Annotated in this window: 13 protein-coding genes; 5 read left to right on the top strand and 8 right to left on the bottom strand. The window is 67.1% G+C overall.

Annotation, left to right across the window (positions count from 1 at the left end; translation table 11 throughout):
• Positions 1–6 precede the first annotated feature (6 nt).
• Entirely contained in the window at positions 7–1,017 is a 1,011-nt protein-coding gene (locus FF090_RS16475; RefSeq protein ID WP_138857762.1) for a TRAP transporter substrate-binding protein, read from the top strand.
• Complete coding sequence (locus tag FF090_RS16470) at positions 1,014–2,834, top strand: TRAP transporter large permease subunit (protein ID WP_138857761.1); 1,821 nt, start codon at positions 1,014–1,016, stop codon at positions 2,832–2,834. The genes FF090_RS16475 and FF090_RS16470 overlap by 4 nt, the downstream gene beginning before the upstream one ends.
• Here FF090_RS16470 and FF090_RS16465 read toward each other — a convergent pair whose 3' ends face one another.
• The 6 genes from FF090_RS16465 to FF090_RS16440 all read right to left on the bottom strand — a co-directional run bounded on the left by FF090_RS16465 (position 2,835) and on the right by FF090_RS16440 (position 10,857).
• On the bottom strand, positions 2,835–4,112 hold the full coding sequence (locus FF090_RS16465; RefSeq protein WP_138857760.1) for an outer membrane protein assembly factor BamB family protein: 1,278 nt from the start codon (positions 4,110–4,112) through the stop codon (positions 2,835–2,837).
• The gene (locus FF090_RS16460) at positions 4,109–4,846 is read right to left on the bottom strand and encodes a hypothetical protein (protein ID WP_138857759.1); all 738 of its coding nucleotides are present in this window, start codon (positions 4,844–4,846) and stop codon (positions 4,109–4,111) included. Before FF090_RS16460 ends, FF090_RS16465 begins: the two co-directional genes overlap by 4 nt.
• An 80-nt stretch (positions 4,847–4,926) precedes the next feature.
• Positions 4,927–6,099 carry an ATP-binding protein gene (locus FF090_RS16455; protein ID WP_138857758.1) on the bottom strand — a complete coding sequence of 391 codons (1,173 nt, stop codon included), beginning with the start codon at positions 6,097–6,099 and terminating at the stop codon, positions 4,927–4,929.
• A gap of 72 nt (positions 6,100–6,171) precedes the next feature.
• Positions 6,172–6,732 (bottom strand): hypothetical protein, encoded by a 561-nt coding sequence (locus FF090_RS16450; RefSeq protein WP_138857757.1) that lies wholly within the window; start codon positions 6,730–6,732, stop codon positions 6,172–6,174.
• Between the two features lie 96 nt (positions 6,733–6,828).
• A complete protein-coding gene (icmF, locus tag FF090_RS16445; protein ID WP_138857756.1) occupies positions 6,829–10,110 on the bottom strand; it encodes a fused isobutyryl-CoA mutase/GTPase IcmF in 3,282 nt (1,093 codons plus the stop codon).
• A gap of 105 nt (positions 10,111–10,215) precedes the next feature.
• The gene (locus tag FF090_RS16440; RefSeq protein WP_138857755.1) at positions 10,216–10,857 is read right to left on the bottom strand and encodes a LysE family translocator; all 642 of its coding nucleotides are present in this window, start codon (positions 10,855–10,857) and stop codon (positions 10,216–10,218) included.
• Positions 10,858–10,923: 66 nt separating this feature from the next.
• Between FF090_RS16440 and FF090_RS16435 the strand changes: the two genes are divergently transcribed.
• Entirely contained in the window at positions 10,924–11,364 is a 441-nt protein-coding gene (locus tag FF090_RS16435; RefSeq protein ID WP_138857754.1) for a GNAT family N-acetyltransferase, read from the top strand.
• A gap of 316 nt (positions 11,365–11,680) precedes the next feature.
• On the opposite strand, the gene FF090_RS16430 is transcribed toward FF090_RS16435, so the two are convergent.
• Both FF090_RS16430 and aptA read right to left on the bottom strand, forming a co-directional pair.
• On the bottom strand, positions 11,681–13,174 hold the full coding sequence (locus FF090_RS16430; RefSeq protein ID WP_138857753.1) for a CoA-acylating methylmalonate-semialdehyde dehydrogenase: 1,494 nt from the start codon (positions 13,172–13,174) through the stop codon (positions 11,681–11,683).
• A gap of 1 nt (position 13,175) precedes the next feature.
• Positions 13,176–14,531 (bottom strand): omega-aminotransferase AptA, encoded by a 1,356-nt coding sequence (aptA, locus tag FF090_RS16425; RefSeq protein WP_138857752.1) that lies wholly within the window; start codon positions 14,529–14,531, stop codon positions 13,176–13,178.
• An 84-nt stretch (positions 14,532–14,615) separates the two neighbouring features.
• Between aptA and FF090_RS16420 the strand changes: the two genes are divergently transcribed.
• Together FF090_RS16420 and FF090_RS16415 are read left to right on the top strand one after the other, a co-directional pair.
• Positions 14,616–15,548 (top strand): LysR family transcriptional regulator, encoded by a 933-nt coding sequence (locus FF090_RS16420; protein WP_138857751.1) that lies wholly within the window; start codon positions 14,616–14,618, stop codon positions 15,546–15,548.
• On the top strand, positions 15,545–16,531 hold the full coding sequence (locus FF090_RS16415; RefSeq protein WP_138857750.1) for an acrylyl-CoA reductase family protein: 987 nt from the start codon (positions 15,545–15,547) through the stop codon (positions 16,529–16,531). Before FF090_RS16420 ends, FF090_RS16415 begins: the two co-directional genes overlap by 4 nt.
• The last annotated feature ends 4 nt before the right edge of the window (positions 16,532–16,535 follow it).

Raw genomic sequence — 16,535 nt, 5'->3', positions numbered from 1 at the left:
AACTTGATGCGCCGTCGCCATGCCCTGATCGCCGCTGCCAGCCTGCCGCTGATCCTGCCACTGCGCGCCCACGCGCAAGCCGCCTTGCTGCGCATCGGCACCGTGGTGCCCAAGAACTCGGTCTATCACCAGCAACTGCTGGAACTGGGCGAGGCCTGGAAAGGGGCGCAGGGTGGGGCGGGCAAGTTCACGGTCTTCACCGATGGCAGCCAGGGCGGCGAGGCCGAGATCGTGCGGCGCATGCGCATCGGCCAGTTGCAGGGCGGCATGGTGTCGGGCGTGGGCCTGCGAGAGATCGAGCCCGCCACGGCCGTGTTCCAAAGCCTGCCCCTGCTGTTCCGTAGCTGGGAGGAGCTGGATGCGGTGCGCGAAAAGATGCGCGCCGGCCTGGAGCGCCGCATCGCCGCCAAGGGCTTTGTGGTGATCGCCTGGGGCGACGCCGGCTGGGTGCGTTTTTTCTCCAAGGCCCTGGCGCTGCGGCCGTCCGACTTCAAGCAGCAAAAGTTCTTCAGCTGGGGCGCCGAGCCCGAGCAGCAGGCCATCATGAAGAGCCTGGGCTACACCCCGGTGCCGCTGGAAGTGGGCGATGTGCTGCCGGCCATCCAGACCGGCATGATCCAAGTGGTGCCGGCCACGCCCTACTTCGCATTGGCCAGCCAGGTGTTCGATAGCGCGAAACACATGCTGGAGTTGAACTGGGGCCCCATCGTCGGCGCCCTGGTGGTCACCCAAAAAGCCTGGGAGGCCATGAGCCCGGCCGCGCAGCAGGCGCTCAAGAGTGCAGGCGACAAGGCCGGCCTGGCCATCCGCGCGCAGGCGCGTCGCGAGGTGGACGAGGCCACGGCGGCGATGGTCAAGCGCGGGCTGGTGGTCAGCAAGCCCAATGCCGAGCAAATGAAGGAGTGGCAGGCCCTGGCCGATCAGCTCTACCCGCGCATTCGCGGCAGCATGGTGCCGGCCGATACCTTTGACGAATTGATGGGCCATTTGCAGGCCTACCGCGCCGGCAAGCGATGACCGCGCCGGCCGTGCGGCCCTGGAGCCGCGTCGAAGAGGGCGTGGCGGCGCTGGCCCTCGGTCTGATGGTGCTCATCCCCTTGGTGGAAATGGCCCTGCGCCCGCTGCAGGCGCAAGGGATCGAGAACGCCCCCGTGCTGGTGCAGCACCTGGGTCTGGTGCTGGCGATGTTTGGCGCGGTGGCGGCCGAGCGCCATGGGCATCTGGCCACCCTGGGGGCGGACCTGGGCGACTGGGGAGGCAGTTGGGGCAAGACTTGGATGCCGCGCCTGCTGCATGCCCTGGCCAAGGGCCCGGCCGCCTTGATCTGCGGCGTGCTGGCGCTGGCCGCCGCGCGTTTTGTGATGGCCGAGATGGACGCGCCGCGCCCGCTGGCCTATGGCATTCCCGCCTGGTGGGTGCAGGCCTGCATGCCACTGGGCTTGGCGCTGCTGGGCATCAAGCTCGGGTCGCGCGTCAGCGGGCACGCGGTGCTGCGGCCGCTGTGCGCGCTGGGCCTGCCCCTGCTGGGAGCGTGGCTGGGCTGGCGCTTCGAGGCCCATGGGCTGCCGCTGGGCTTGGAACTGATTTTTCTGCTGCTGATCCTGCTGGCCGGGGCGCCCATTTTTGCGGTGCTGGGCGGGCTGGCCCTGGCCCTCTTCTGGAGCGACGGCCTGCCCTTGGCCTCGGTGCCGCTGTCGCACTACCAGATCACCACCAATGCCTCGCTGCCGGCCCTGCCGCTCTTCACCCTGGCGGGCCTGCTGCTGGCCCGCACCGGGGCAGCCCAGCGCCTGAGCCAGGTGTTCCAGGCCCTGTTTGGCAGCGGGGCCTTGGGCACGGTGCTGGCCGCGGCCGTGCTGTGCTCGCTGTTCACCGCGCTCACGGGCGGCAGTGGCGTCACCATCCTGGCCTTGGGCGGCTTGCTCCTGCCCTTGCTCTTGAAGGCGGGCTACCCCGAGCAGCGCGGCATCGGGTTGGTGACGAGTGCCAGCGCCCTGGGCGTGCTGCTGGCCCCTTCGGTGCCGATGATCATGGTGGCGGTGATTGCCCGCGTGCCCATTGGCGAGATGTTCCTGGCCGGGCTGTTGCCGGCCTTGGTGATGGTGCTTTGTCTGCTGGTGTTTGGCGGCTTCTTGCGCCGCAGCGGCGTCCAGGTGGTGACGCAAACCGACAGGCCGCCGCTGGGTGCCAGCCTGTGGGCGGCCAAGTGGGAGCTGGCCGCCCCGGTGGTGGCCATTGGCGCCATGCTCAGCGGCCTGGCTACGCCCACTGAGAGCGCGGCGCTCACGGCGGGCTACGCGGTGCTGACCCTGGCGCTGGCCCATCGCGAGCTGAGCTGGCGTCAGCTGTGGACCAGCTTGAGCGACTGCGCGCAGATCATCGGCGGCGTGATGCTGATCCTGGGTATGGCCCTGGCGCTGACGAACTACCTGGTGGACGCCGGCATCCCCGACGCGGCGGTGGAGTGGGTGCCGCAGTTCATCCCCAACCGCTATGTGTTCCTGATCGCGCTGTGCGCCTTCCTGTTCGTTGCGGCGGCGCTGATGGAGATCTTTGCCGCCATCGTCGTGCTGGTGCCCCTTTTGCTGCCGCTGGCCCTGCATTACGGCATCGAGCCCCTGCACTTCGGCATCGTCTTCCTCGCGGCCATGGAGGCCGGCTTCCTGTGCCCACCGGCCGGCATGAACCTTTACTTTGCGTCGGCCATGTTCAGGAAGCCCTTGCGCCAAGTGGCGGCGGCCACCGCGCCGGCCATGGTGGCCATCTTCATCGGCACCCTGGTGATCGCGCTGCTGCCGCCGTTGGCCACCGGGCTGCCGGGGCTGCTGCGCTGATCAACCCAGCGCGTAGACGCGCCCATCGGCGCTGCCGAAGATGATCCGCCCCTGATCCACCACTGGGGTCGAGAAGATCGAGCCCACGCTGCTCTGGCGGTCGAAACCAAGGGCCATGGCTTCGCGCCAGTTGGAGGCGAAGTTCAGCGCGGTGTTGAAGCGCCCGTCTGCCGTCAGCACCCAGCCCCGGTTGGCGCGCGCGGCCGGGGTGCGCCAGGTCCACAGCAACGCGCCGCTGGGCCAGTCGCGCGCCTCCAGGCTGCCGTTGAGGGCGCCCATCAGCAGCACATCCCCAGCCACCACGGGCGAGGCAAACATATAGCTCTTGGCTTGCTGCTGGGCCAGGGCCTTGCCGCTGGCGGCCTCATGGATGTGGATGAGGCTGGAGTCCGAGGTGGCGAACACGACCTTGCCGTCTTGCACGGCCGGCGTGCCCACCACCCAGCTGGCGCCGGTGGAAAAGCGCCAGCGCTCTTGCCCGTTGCGGAGGTCGATGGCATAGCAATGCGAATCGCGGCAGCCCACAAAGACCAGGCCCAGCGCTTCGTCCACCGTGGGTGAGGATTGAAAACCTTGCTGGTTGGCCATCAGCGCGTCCACCCCGGCCTGGAACTTCCACAGTTCGCGGCCGGTTTGCAGGTCTAAAGCCCAGAGCCGGCTGGCCCAGTCGCCGACGATCACGCGGCCCCCGGCCACCGCAGGGCTGGCATGCACCACTTCGCCGCAATCGTGCGACCAGCGCAAGGCGCCGCTGCTCGCATCCAGCGCACGCAACTTGCCGTCGCCGCAGCCAAAAATCACCAAACCCTGCTCGATCGCGGGGCGTGAGAGGTAGACATCAAAGGGGTCTGCCACCGTCTGGCTGCGCGGCTGCGAGCCATGCAGGCCGCGGGCCTCGAAGCGGCGCTCGCCCTCGGTAGCGAACTTCCAGCGCGGCTGGCCGCTGGCCACGTCCACCGCGTGCAGGCGGCCGTCATAGCTCATCACATAAGCCGTGCCATCGGCCACGCGTGGCGTGCCCGACACCGGCCCCCCCGTGCGATAGGCCCAGCGCAGCCGGCCGCTGGCGGCTTCCAGCGCATACAGATGCCCGTCATCGCTGCCGACCAGGATCAGACCCTGGTGGGCGACGAGGGACGACACCACCCGCGCGCCGGTCTGGAAGGACCAAAGCGCCTTGGGCAGGCGGCGCGGCGCGCTGGCCTGGGCCGGGAGGGAAGCCAGGGCCAGGGCGCTCAGCAGCAGGGTCTGGCGGCGGGTGATCAGCGCGGCGTTCATTGGCCTTCTCCAGTCGGACGACGCAGGGGCAGGGCGGCCTCGAAGGGGCCTTGCTCGAAGTGGCCGTCGATGGCTGTGGGGCTCCAGCGTCCTTCCACCGTGATGCCGGCGCCGCGCGCTTCCAGGCGCAGCAGGCTGGGGCCCAGATGCACGGCGTCCAACTTCAACTCATTGCGGCGTTTGCCGATGATCAAGAGCGTGCCGCCGCCCTCGCCCTGGGCATCGCGGCTCAGGGTCAGAGTGACTTCGCGTGGCACGCCGCCCAGCTCGTAGCGGCCCACCCAGCGGCCCAGCAGGGCGTCGGGGATGGGCAAAGAAGGAGGCGGCGGCGGGGCGATCTGGGCGTCGCCCGTGCGTTGCAGGTTCACCGGGGCGCGCAGGCCGTTCAGGCTGAGCGTCCCGCTGGCCACTTGCGCATTTCGCCATTGCAGATGCAGGGTCGGGGTGGGCTCGGGCGGCACCAGAAAGGCCGCGCTGAGCGTGGCGCTCAGTGTGGTGCTCAGCGCCTGGCCCTGCCATTTCATATCGCCCAGCGGCGCGCCGGCCAGTTCACGGCCGGGCAGGGTGATGCGGCCCTGCCAGACCCCCTGCGCGTCGCGCGCCAGGTCAATCGTCAGCGGCAGGGCTTGGCCGGACAACTGGGCCTGGCCCTCCCAGCGGCCGGCGGGATGGAATGGGGCGGCCTGGGTGATGGACATCCAGGCGAACAAGAGGAGGGTGAGGAGTCTGTGCATGGGGGCCTAGAGACAGCACGGAGCGGTAAGGCGCGCAGGCTAAGCGCGGCGTGCCGCGGCTGCTGAAAGCCACTGCGGGACTACCCGAGCGCCGTTTGCAGAATTCTCGGCAGTGCGTGGATGGGGGTCACCTCTACGTTTTTGGCGAGTGGATAGCCCTCTGCCACTGGCGCCAGCACATGGGCCTGATGGACGCCCAGATCCTCTAGGGCCAGCCAGAAGCCCTTGCTGACCCGGGGCGCGCTGCTGAACTTGATCTCCAATCCGAGGCGGCGTCCGGCGCGCTCGACCACCAGATCCAGCTCGGTGCCGGCCGCCGTGCGGTAGTGGGCCATCGAGCTGCCTTCAGGCAATGCGGCGGCCACCTGCTCGATCACAAAGCCCTCCCAGGAGGCGCCCGCCACCGGGTGACCCTGCAGGGCGTCCAGGTTCTCGATGCCGAGCAGCGCATGGGTCAGGCCGCTGTCGCGCACATAGACCTTTGGGCTCTTGACCAGGCGCTTGCCCACATTGGGCAGAGCGGGCTCCAGGCGGCGCAGCACCATGGCGTCCACCAAGGTATCCAGATAGCGCTTGACAGTCGTGTGGGCCAAGCCACCCAGCGAGGAGCCCAGAGCAGAGGCGTTGAAGAGCTGACCCTGCAGATGGGCGCACATGCGCCAGAAGCGGTGCAAGGTGGCTGGCGGCACCGTGACGCCGAAGTCCCGCAGATCGCGGGCCAGAAAAGTCTGGATGAAGTCTTGCCGCCAGGCAAAGGACTGCGCCGCGTCGGCGGTCAGTTGGCTCAAGGGGAAGCCGCCGCGCAGCCAGAGCTCTTGAAGGCTTTGCAGATCCGCAGGCATTTCGCTGGCCAGCAGCGGCGTCAACTCCACATGGCCAATCCGACCGGCCAGCGACTCGGATCGCTGGCGCAGCAGATCACCGCTGGCCGAGCCCAGCAGCAAGAAGCGGCCGGGTCGGCGGTGGACATCGATCTCGGGACGCAGGTGCTCGAACAGATCGGGCAGGCATTGCACCTCGTCCAGTACCACCAACCGATCGCGCTGCCGCGATAGGAATAACTCAGGGTCTGTCAGTCGCGCGCGGTCGCTGGCGCGCTCCAGATCAAGAAACAGACTGCCGGGGTGGCGCGCCGCGATGGCCCGGGCCAGCGTGGTCTTGCCCACCTGACGCGGCCCCAGCAGCAGCACCGCCGGGTACCAGCCAAGGCGCTCTTCAAGGCGCTTGACGGCGTGTCGTTCGATCTCAACCATTCGCGCATTTTGAGCGAGTTATGCTCAAAATGCAATGATATATAGCTGGCAAGGATGGGCGGAATCTTTGCGTCAAGGTGCCGGCCGGCAGTCCTCGTAGGCTTCTTTGTAGGGGCGTCCGAAGCACTGTTTCAGGCCGGTGAGTACCTCGAAATTGATCTTGTTGCCGGCGTGCTTGTCGACCGTGGCCTGGTGGGTGCGGTAGTGGGTGTCGAACCTTGCTCGGTCATTGCGCAGGAAGGCGATCGTGGCCTGGACATAGCTGTTCCAGCTGAAGGCCGTGGTGTTTGGGTCCTCATGGGGGTCGATGGATTGCTGGGCCTCGTCGGCCGCTCGTGCGGCCTGGCCGGAGAGGGCCAGGGTCTGGGCCAAATGCCAACGCACGCCGCGCTGCTCTCTGGCCTGCTTGGCGACGTAGCGCTCCAGCAGCTGGGCTGCCTCGGCCGGGCACGCGCCCAGTTGCCGCCAGCCCGCTTCGGTTTGGTCGAATTCCCAGTACGGCAGCTTCAGCGCGGCTGCTGCGATCGCCTGGTACTTGGCTTCGCATGAGCCGGCCACGGTCTGAGAGTCAGCCGCCCAGACGGGTAGTGCCGCGCCCATCACAAGGCTCAGCGCGGTCAATGTGTTCTTCATCCCGGGTCTCTCTCTGTCTTTGAGTCGAGTTGCCGCGCCGCAATGAAAAGGGCCTCCCGAAGGAGGCCCTGCTGCGGCATCAGGCCGGGCGCCAGCTTACATGCTGCGCCGGTACTGCCCACCCACCTCGAACAGCGCGCTGGTGATCTGGCCCAGCGAGCACACGCGCACGGCGTCCATCAGCACCTCGAACACATTGCCGTTGTCGATCACGGCCTGCTGCAGGCGCTTGAGCATGGGGCCACTCTGCGCCGCATTGCGGGCCTGGAAGTCCGCCAGTCGCGTGAGTTGCGACTGCTTTTCTTCCTCGGTCGAGCGCGCCAGTTCGATGTGCTCGGGCACCGGGTCGCCATGCGGGTTGCGGAAGGTGTTGACGCCGATGATGGGGTACTCGCCGGTGTGCTTGAGCATCTCGTAATGCATGCTCTCTTCCTGGATCTTGCTGCGCTGGTAGCCGGTCTCCATCGCCCCCAGCACGCCGCCGCGCTCGGCAATCTTTTCGAACTCGGCCAGCACCGCCTCTTCCACCAACTCGGTCAGCTCGTCGATGACGAAGGCGCCCTGGTTGGGGTTCTCGTTCTTGGCCAGACCCCACTCGCGGTTGATGATCATCTGGATCGCCATCGCGCGGCGTACCGATTCTTCGGTGGGCGTGGTGATCGCCTCGTCGTAGGCGTTGGTGTGCAGGCTGTTGCAGTTGTCGTAGATCGCGATCAGCGCCTGCAGCGTGGTGCGGATGTCGTTGAAGGCGATCTCCTGCGCGTGCAGGCTGCGGCCCGAGGTCTGCACGTGGTACTTGAGCTTCTGGCTGCGTTCGTTGGCGCCGTATTTGTCGCGCATCGAGGTGGCCCAGATGCGGCGCGCCACGCGGCCCAGCACGGTGTACTCGGGGTCCATGCCGTTCGAGAAGAAGAAGCTTAGGTTGGGCGCGAAGTCATCGATGTGCATGCCGCGCGCCAGATAGGCCTCCACGAAGGTGAAACCGTTCGATAGCGTGAAGGCGAGCTGGCTGATGGGATTGGCACCCGCCTCGGCGATGTGATAGCCGCTGATCGACACCGAGTAGAAGTTGCGCACGTTGTGGTGCACGAAGTAGCTCGCGATGTCGCCCATCACCTTGAGCGAGAACTCGGTCGAGAAGATGCAGGTGTTCTGGCCCTGGTCCTCTTTGAGGATGTCGGCCTGCACGGTGCCGCGCACATTGGCCAGCACCCATTCGCGCACTTTTGAAGCCTCGGTGTCCGTGGGCTCGCGGCCGTTGTCCAGCTTGAACTTTTCGAGCTGCTGGTCGATGGCGGTGTTCATGAACATCGCCAGGATGGTGGGCGCCGGTCCGTTGATGGTCATGGAGACCGAGGTCGCCGGATCGCACAGATTGAAGCCGCTGTAGAGCACCTTCATGTCGTCCAGCGTGGCGATGCTCACCCCGCTATTGCCCACCTTGCCGTAGATGTCGGGGCGCGGTGCGGGGTCGGCGCCGTAAAGCGTGACCGAATCAAAGGCGGTGGAGAGGCGCTTGGCCGGCAGGCCTTCGCTCACCAGTTTGAAGCGGCGGTTGGTGCGGAAGGCGTCGCCCTCGCCGGCGAACATGCGGGTCGGGTCCTCGCCCTCGCGCTTGAAGGCGAACACGCCGGCGGTGTAGGGGAAGCTGCCGGGCACGTTGTCCAGCATCAGCCACTTCAAAAGCTCGCCCTGGCACTCGTAGGTGGGCAGCACCACCTTGCGGATCTTGGTGCCGGAGAGCGAAGCCTGCACCAGCTGGGTGCGGATCTCCTTGTCGCGGATCTTCACCACGTACTCGTCGCCGGCGTATGCCTTTTGCATGTCCGGCCACTGGGCCAGCAACTTGCGGCTTTCCGGCAGCATCTGGCCCTCGCGCTCAACGGCCAGGGCTTCCAACGTGGCCGGCACCTCGTGCTTGCAGGCCTTGAGCATGGCCTGCGAGCCGCGCAGTTGCTGGATTTCGCGCGCCAGCTTGGCCTGGGCGCGGGCCTTGGCCTTGTAGCCGCGCACGGTGTCGGCAATCTCGGCCAGGTAGCGCACCCGCGCGGCCGGCACGATGGGCACCTGGTGCGTGCTGTGGCGGGTGGCCACGGGGCTCAGGCGGCCGGCCTTGAGCTTCAGGCCCTTCTCGATCAGCACCGGCTTGAGCGCCTGGTAGAGCGCGGTCACGCCGTCGTCGTTGAAGCGGCTGGCCATGGTGCCGAACACCGGCATCTGGTCCGGCATCACCGTGAAGGCCTCGCGGTTGCGCTGCACCTGCTTGGCCACATCGCGCAGCGCGTCCAGCGCGCCCTTGCGGTCGAACTTGTTGATGGCGACGAACTGGGCGAAGTCCAGCATGTCGATCTTTTCGAGCTGGCTGGCGGCACCGAACTCGGGCGTCATCACATACATGGGGATGTCGACCAGCGGCACGATGGCGGCATCGCCCTGGCCGATACCCGAGGTCTCGACGATCACCAGGTCAAAGCCGGCCGCCTTTGCGGCGGCAATGCAGTCGGGCAGGGCCTGGCTGATTTCGCTGCCGAAGTCGCGCGTGGCCAAGCTGCGCATGAAGACGCGGTTGCCGTGTTGCCAGGGGGCAATCGCGTTCATGCGGATGCGGTCGCCCAAGAGCGCGCCGCCGCTCTTGCGGCGCGAGGGGTCGATGGAGATCAGCGCGATGCGCAGCTGATCGTCCTGGTCCAGGCGCAGGCGGCGGATCAACTCGTCGGTCAGGCTGGACTTGCCTGCGCCGCCGGTGCCGGTGATGCCCAGCACGGGCGCGTGGCTCTTCTTCGCGGCCTCGTGCAGGGCTTGTTTGAACCCTTCGTCGGCCGATTGGTTCTCCAGCGCGGTCAGCGCCTGGGCCAGCGCGCGCCAGCTGGCTTCGGTGTGCCCTTGCAGGGCCTTGACGTCCTTGGGGGCCAGGGGCGACAGATCCTTGTCGCAGCGCTGCACCATCTCGCCGATCATCCCTTGCAGGCCCATGCGCTGCCCGTCCTCGGGGCTGAAGATGCGCACGCCATGCGCGGCCAGGTCCTTGATCTCGGCCGGCACGATCACGCCGCCGCCGCCGCCAAAGACCTGGATGTGCGCGCCGCCGCGTTCCTTCAGCAGCTGCACCATGTACTTGAAGTACTCGACATGCCCGCCCTGGTAGGAGCTGACGGCGATGCCCTGCGCGTCTTCCTGCAAGGCCGCGGTCACCACCTCGTCCACCGAGCGGTTGTGGCCGAGGTGGATGACCTCGGCGCCCATGCCCTGCAGGATGCGGCGCATGATGTTGATGGCGGCGTCGTGGCCGTCGAACAGGCTGGCGGCCGTCACAAAGCGCACCTTGTGGGTGGGACGGTAATTGGCCAGCGCCTTGTGTTCAGCTTCGTTGTGGTTCATGGCGGGTAAGGCAAGAGAACCCAGGGCCGCGCGGCGCCTTGTGAGCACCGGGGCATGCGGGCGAAGGCCCGCAGTGTAGGTTTCCGAGCTTCGCTCGCCGCGAACTCAGCGTACGAGCAGCAGCCGCGCCCCCAGGCCCACAAACACCGCGCCCGCCAAGCCATCCAGCCAGCGCCCCAGGCTGGGCTGGCGCTTCAGGCTCTCACCGAACTGCCCGGCAAACCAACCGATGGCGCCAAACACCAGCAGCGCCTGCAGGGTGAACAGCAAACCCAGCTGCGCCATCTGCCAGGCCGCCTGGCCGCGGCCGGCATCCACAAATTGCGGCAGAAAGGCCAGGAAGAACATCACCACCTTGGGGTTGATGGCATTCACGAACAGGCCCTTGGCAAACAGGCGCGTCGGGCTCTCCGTGCGCGCCAGCGGCGCGTTGAAACCGCCCGCGCTGCGCCAGGCTGCGCGTAGCGCGCCAACACCCAGCCACAGCAGATAGAGCCCACCGGCCCAGCGCAGGGCGTCGAAGGCCAGGGGCGAGGCGGCGATCAGGGCGCCCACGCCCAGGGTGGCCAGCAGGGTGTGGTTCAGGCAGCCCAGCGCGCAGCCGGCGCCAAAGGCCAACCCGGCGCGCCGGCCCCGCGCCAGCCCGAGGCTCAGCACCATCAGGTTGTCGGGCCCGGGGGCCAGGGTCAGCAGAAAGGCGGCGCCCAGGAAGGTGAGCAGCTGGGGCAGGGTGAGCAGGGCGTCCATGGCGGCATTGTCGGCAAAGGCCATGGGGTACAAGGCGCGCCCCGCTAGCTGCCGCGCACTTTGCCCATGTCGATTCAAGTTCTGCCCCTGGCCACTATCTCCTACGAGACTTGGCTGAATCTCTGGCTGCCCTATGTGGATGGACAGTTGGAGGTTGATTCGCCCCTGCATCGCCACAGCTATGAGCGCTTGGTGGCGGGGCAGGAGTTGCGCGGCTTGGTGCTGCAGGAGGGCGGGGCCGTGTTGGGCCTGGCGCATTTCTATCTGCACCCCTCGACCTGGGCGCTGCAGCCGGCCTGCTATATCCAGGACCTCTACATTTGCCCGCAGGCCCGGGGCAGGGGGCTGGCGCGGCACTTGATCGAGGCCGTGCGCAGCGAGGCAAAGGCGGGCGGCGCCTATGTGCTGCACTGGAACACGCGTGCCGACAACGTCGCAGCCCGCGCCCTTTACGAGCGCATCGCACAGCGCAGCGATCGGGTGATGTACCTGATGCCACTCGCTTGAGCTTTGCGAATCATGGCGCCACAAGAGCCCCATCGTTCCTGATTGAGTGACCGGCTGAAGTGGCCGCTTGGTTTTCGAAGACCTGGCTCATCCGGTGCCGGCCGCGGCCCTTCTGATCCCGTTGGCGCCGCTTGAAAAACGCACCAGATTCACAGCGACTGCTTCCGGAAAATCTGTCCACGGCCCGTTCAATCGAACGTGGAGTTTCACAACCGCCCATTGAAAAAGGGGCCGCTGGCCCCTTTTCACTTCTTCGGTTTGCAGTTTGATTGAAGTCGGCTGATCAACAGCTGCAGTCGAATCGTCCCGGTTTGCTTCAGTGCGACGGGAAGCTGAACACTGCGTTCTCCCTCACCCCGCCGCTGGGCCAACGCTGCGTGATGGTCTTGCGCTTGGTATAGAAGCGCACGGCATCCGGGCCGTAGGCGTGCAGGTCGCCAAACAGGCTGCGCTTCCAGCCACCGAAGGAGTGATAGGCCACGGGTACGGGCAGCGGTACGTTCACGCCCACCATGCCGACCTGGATGTGGTCGGTGAAGTAGCGCGCGGCCTCGCCGTCGCGGGTGAAGATGCAGGTGCCGTTGCCGTATTCGTGGCTGTCGATCAGCTCCATGGCCTCGGCCAGACTGTGCACGCGCACCACGCCCAGCACCGGGCCGAAGATCTCTTCCTGGTAGATGCGCATGCCGCGCTTCACGTGGTCAAAGAGGCAGGGACCCAGGAAGTAGCCGTTCTCATGGCCGGCTACCTTTAGGCCGCGGCCGTCCACCACCAGTTCGGCGCCCTCGGCCACGCCTTGGTCCACATAGCCGCGCACCTTGTCGAAGTGCGCCTTCGTCACCAGCGGGCCCATATCGGGGTTGCCCACGGTGCCCGGGCCGACCGTCATCTTGGCGATCTCGACCTTGAGCTTGGCCACCGCCGCGTCCGCCACTTCATTGCCCACCGCGACGATCAGCGGCACGGCCATGCAGCGCTCGCCACAAGAGCCGAAGGCCGCGCCCATCATGGCGGCCACGGCGTTGTCGAGGTCGGCGTCGGGCATCAGCACCGCATGGTTCTTGGCGCCGCCCAGGGCCTGCACGCGTTTTCCCTTGGCGCAGCCATGGGCGTAGATGCTCTCGGCAATCGGGGTCGAGCCGACGAAGCTGACGGCTTTGACATGGGGTGAGTCGAGCAGGGCGTCGACCGCCTCCTTGTCGCCGTTCACCACGTTCAGCACGCCGGGCGGCAGGCCGGCCTGCAGCGCTAGCTCGGCCACGAACAGGGCTGATGAGGGGTCGCGCTCCGAGGGTTTGAGCACGAAGGTGTTGCCGCAGATCACGGCCATCGGCCACATCCACAGCGGCACCATCACCGGGAAGTTGAAGGGCGTGATGCCGGCGCACACGCCCAGGGCCTGGAACTCGCTCCAGGAGTCGATGCCGGGGCCGACGTTGCGGCTGTGCTCGCCCTTCAAAAGCTGCGGGGCATAACTGGCGAACTCGACGTTTTCGATGCCGCGCTGCAGCTCGCCCAGGGCGTCGGCAAGCACCTTGCCGTGTTCGGCGGTGATGAGCTGGCAGATCGCGTCGGCATTGGCTTCGAGCAACTCCTTGAATTTGCTCATCACGCGCGCGCGCTTGAGCGGCGGGGTGTTGCGCCAGGCCGGGAAGGCGGCTTGGGCCGAGGCAATGGCGGCGTCCACGGTGAGCGTGTCGGCCAGCTGCAGCTGGGCCGTGACCTGGCCGGTGGCGGGGTTGTAGACCTGGCTGAAGCGGCTGCCGCCGTCCACGCGCTGGCCGTTGATCAGATGGGTGATGCGGTTCATATCAGGCTGCTTCGTTCAAGGTTTCGCCGAGCGCGTTGATCAGGCTGTCCAGTTGGGCCGGCGTGCTGATGAAAGGCGGGGCGAGCTGGAGGGTGTCGCCGCCATAGCGCACATAGAAGCCCTTCTGGAACATCGCCATCGCCACCTCGAAGGGGCGGCGGGCTGGCTCGCCGGGGTGGGCGGCAATCGTCAGGCCGGCGGCAAGGCCGTAGTTGCGGATGTCCAGCACATGTTTGGCGCCCTTCAGGCTGTGCACCTTCTCTTCAAACACTGGGGCGAGGGCGCGCACCTTGTCGATGGACTGCTCCTGCTCCATCAGCTGCAGGGTGGCCAGGCCGGCGGCGCAGGCCACTGGGTGGGCGCTGTAGGTGTAGCCGTGCGGCAGCTCCAGCATGTAGTCCGGCCCACCGGCCTGCATGAAGCAGTCGTAGATCTCCTGCTTGGCCACCACACCGCCCAGGGGCTGCACGCCGTTGCTGACCTGCTTGGCGAAGTTCAGGAGGTCGGGCGTGACGCCAAAGGCTTCGGCCCCGGTCCAGGCGCCGGCGCGGCCAAAGCCGGTGATGACCTCGTCAAAGATCAGCAGGATGTTGTTCTGGGTGCAGATCTCGCGCAGGCGGGCTAGATAGCCTACCGGTGGGATGACCACGCCGGCCGAACCCGAGAAGGGCTCGACGATGACGGCGGCGATGTTGCTGGCGTCGTGCAGGGCAATCAGGCTCAACAGTTCGTCGGCCAGTTCGGCACCGGTGGGGGGCATGCCCTTGAAGAAGCTGCCATTGGCCGGCTGGGTATGCGGCAGGTGGTCGGCGTCCACGCCCTGCCCAAAGGTCTTGCGGTTGGCCACCAGGCCGCCCACTGAGATGCCGCCGAAGTTCACGCCGTGATAGCCCTTGATGCGGCCGATCAGCTTGGTCTTGCTGGCCTGACCCTTGGCGCGCCAGTAGGCGCGGGCGATCTTGAGCGAGGTGTCGGCGGCTTCCGAGCCCGAGGCCGTGAAGAACACCCGGTTCAGGCCGGAGCCGGCGGGCATGCGCGCCACGATCTGGTTCGCCAGCTCGAAGGAGAGCGGGTGGCCGAACTGGAAGGCGGGGGCGTAGTCCAAGGTCGCCATCTGGCGGCTCACGGCGTCCACCAGCTCTTGCCGGCCATGACCGAGGCCGCAGCACCACAGGCCCGAGAGGCCGTCAAAGATCTGGCGCCCATCGGCCGTGGTGTAGTGCGCGCCTTGGGCGCTGGTGAACAGGCGCGGCGCGGCCTTGAACTGGCGGTTGCCGGTGAAGGGCATCCAGTGCGCGGCGAGCCACTCGGGGTCGGTGAATGCGGCTTGCAGGGATTGGGTGTCGGCGAGGTTCATCAAGGCCTCCTTGGGAATCGCCGAATCTTGCGCCTTTCTTTGCTTGAATAGGATGGCGAAATATCCCAGCCCACTTGAGTGTTTATGAAACTAAAGAGCAAGGCCCTGATTGGCCAGCTTGGCGATGTGGACTTGCGCCTGCTGCGCGTCTTCAAGGCCGTGGCCGATTGCGGCGGCATGGCGGCGGCGGAGCTGGAGCTGAACATCGCCATCTCCACCATCAGCCGCCATGTGAAGGACCTGGAACAGCGCCTGGGATTGACCCTGTGTCGGCGCGGGCGCGCGGGCTTTGCGCTGACGCCCGAGGGCGAGCAGCTGGTGGAGGCCGCCGAGGCCCTGCTGTCGGCCACTGATGAATTTCGCGGTCGGCTGCATGAGATCCACCAGCGCCTGGGTGGCGATCTGCATGTGGCCCTGTTCGAGAAAACGGCCAGTAACCCGCAGGCGCAGATCCACCGGGCGGTGGCGGCTTTTCGCGCGGCGGCGCCCGAGGTCATGCTGCACCTGCATGTGGGGTCGATTGCCGCCATCGAGCGCGGGGTGATGGATGGGGCCTTCCAGCTGGGCATCGTGCCCGAGCACAAGCGCAGCGACAGCCTGGCCTATGACGAGCTGTTTGGCGAAACCATGCTGCTCTATGCGGCGCCTGGTCACCCTTGGTTCGAGGAAAGGAAAAGGGCGCCCGGCTGGGCCGAACTGCGCCAGCAGGACCTGGCTGCGCTGGGCTACCACTCCCCCAATTTGTTGCTGACGCACGCCAAGGGCCTGAGCCGCAGCGCCAGCGCCACCGACCAGGAGGCGGTGGCGACGCTGGTGCTGAGCGGTTGCTTTGTGGGTTTTCTGCCCGACCACTACGCCGCCCCCTTTGTGCGGATGGGGCAGCTGCGCGCGGTCAACCCACGGGTGTTGAAATACGACTGCCAGTTTTCCTGCATCTGCCGTCGCGCCCCCGAGCCCGCGCGCGCCGCGCAGGCCTTTCGGCAGGCCCTGATTCAGGCCCATACGATGGCGACATGAACACCTATCTTGCTTACCGCGCCCACCAAGAAGAGGGCCGCGTTGTCTCCCGCCTGGAAACGCTGGAGGCCGCTCCCTTGCAGGCCGGCCAGGTGCGTGTGGCGGTGCATTGGTCGGGCATCAATTACAAGGATGCGTTGGCCGCCACCGGGGCCGGGCGGATCATGAAGCGCTTCCCGCTGACCGTGGGCATCGACCTGGCCGGGGTGGTGGCCGAATCCAGCGATCCGCGCTTTTCCCCTGGTGCCGAGGTGCTGGTGGTGGGCTGCGGCATCGGCGAGGAAAGCGATGGCGGCTTCGCGCAGCAGGCCGTGGTGCAGGGCGATTGGCTGGTGCCGCTGCCCGCCGGCTTGGATCTGCGCGAGGCCATGGCCATTGGCACGGCGGGCTTCACGGCGGCGATGGGCATTCAGCGCCTGGAGGACAACGGCCTTACACCTGCGGCCGGGTCGGTGCTGGTCAATGGGGCCAGCGGCGGGGTGGGCAGTTTGGCGGTGCAGATGTTGGCGGGCTTGGGCTACCGCGTCACGGCCATGAGCGGCAAGCCGGCGGCCGCCGATTGGCTGCAGGAATTGGGTGCGGCCGAGGTGGTCGCGGCGGAGCTGCCCGACAAGGTGCGCCCGCTGGAGAAAGCCCTGTGGGCCGGCGCCATCGACAACCTGGGCGGCGCCCACTTGGCCTGGCTGTGCGCCAGCACCCAGCCCTTGGGGTCGATTGCCAGCATCGGCCTGGCCAGCAGCCATGAGCTGCACACCACGGTGATGCCCTTCATCCTGCGCGGGGTGAACCTTCTGGGCATCAACAGCACCTATTGCCCGCCGGCCCTGCGCGCCAAGGTCTGGGCCCGACTGGCTGACGACCTCAAGCCGCGTCAACTGGCGCGCACGGTGCAGCGTGAGGTGGCCTTGCAGGAGCTGCCCGGCGTGTTTGACGACTATCTGCAGCGTGGGGTGACCGGGCGCACCCTGGTGCGCTGCATCTGAAAGG

Source organism: Inhella inkyongensis (genome assembly GCF_005952805.1).
GTDB lineage: Bacteria > Pseudomonadota > Gammaproteobacteria > Burkholderiales > Burkholderiaceae_C > Inhella > Inhella inkyongensis.
This window is presented reverse-complemented; position numbering and strand designations above follow the sequence as displayed.

Coding starts and splice junctions, on each gene's coding strand:
- FF090_RS16420 (WP_138857751.1), top strand. CDS start 14,616: ATGAAACTAAAGAGCAAGGCCCTGATTGGCCAGCTTGGCGATGTGGAC.
- FF090_RS16460 (WP_138857759.1), bottom strand. CDS start 4,846: ATGCACAGACTCCTCACCCTCCTCTTGTTCGCCTGGATGTCCATCACC.
- FF090_RS16415 (WP_138857750.1), top strand. CDS start 15,545: ATGAACACCTATCTTGCTTACCGCGCCCACCAAGAAGAGGGCCGCGTT.
- FF090_RS16440 (WP_138857755.1), bottom strand. CDS start 10,857: ATGGACGCCCTGCTCACCCTGCCCCAGCTGCTCACCTTCCTGGGCGCC.
- FF090_RS16470 (WP_138857761.1), top strand. CDS start 1,014: ATGACCGCGCCGGCCGTGCGGCCCTGGAGCCGCGTCGAAGAGGGCGTG.
- FF090_RS16475 (WP_138857762.1), top strand. CDS start 7: ATGCGCCGTCGCCATGCCCTGATCGCCGCTGCCAGCCTGCCGCTGATC.
- icmF (WP_138857756.1), bottom strand. CDS start 10,110: ATGAACCACAACGAAGCTGAACACAAGGCGCTGGCCAATTACCGTCCC.
- FF090_RS16435 (WP_138857754.1), top strand. CDS start 10,924: ATGTCGATTCAAGTTCTGCCCCTGGCCACTATCTCCTACGAGACTTGG.
- FF090_RS16430 (WP_138857753.1), bottom strand. CDS start 13,174: ATGAACCGCATCACCCATCTGATCAACGGCCAGCGCGTGGACGGCGGC.
- FF090_RS16450 (WP_138857757.1), bottom strand. CDS start 6,732: ATGAAGAACACATTGACCGCGCTGAGCCTTGTGATGGGCGCGGCACTA.
- FF090_RS16465 (WP_138857760.1), bottom strand. CDS start 4,112: ATGAACGCCGCGCTGATCACCCGCCGCCAGACCCTGCTGCTGAGCGCC.
- FF090_RS16455 (WP_138857758.1), bottom strand. CDS start 6,099: ATGGTTGAGATCGAACGACACGCCGTCAAGCGCCTTGAAGAGCGCCTT.
- aptA (WP_138857752.1), bottom strand. CDS start 14,531: ATGAACCTCGCCGACACCCAATCCCTGCAAGCCGCATTCACCGACCCC.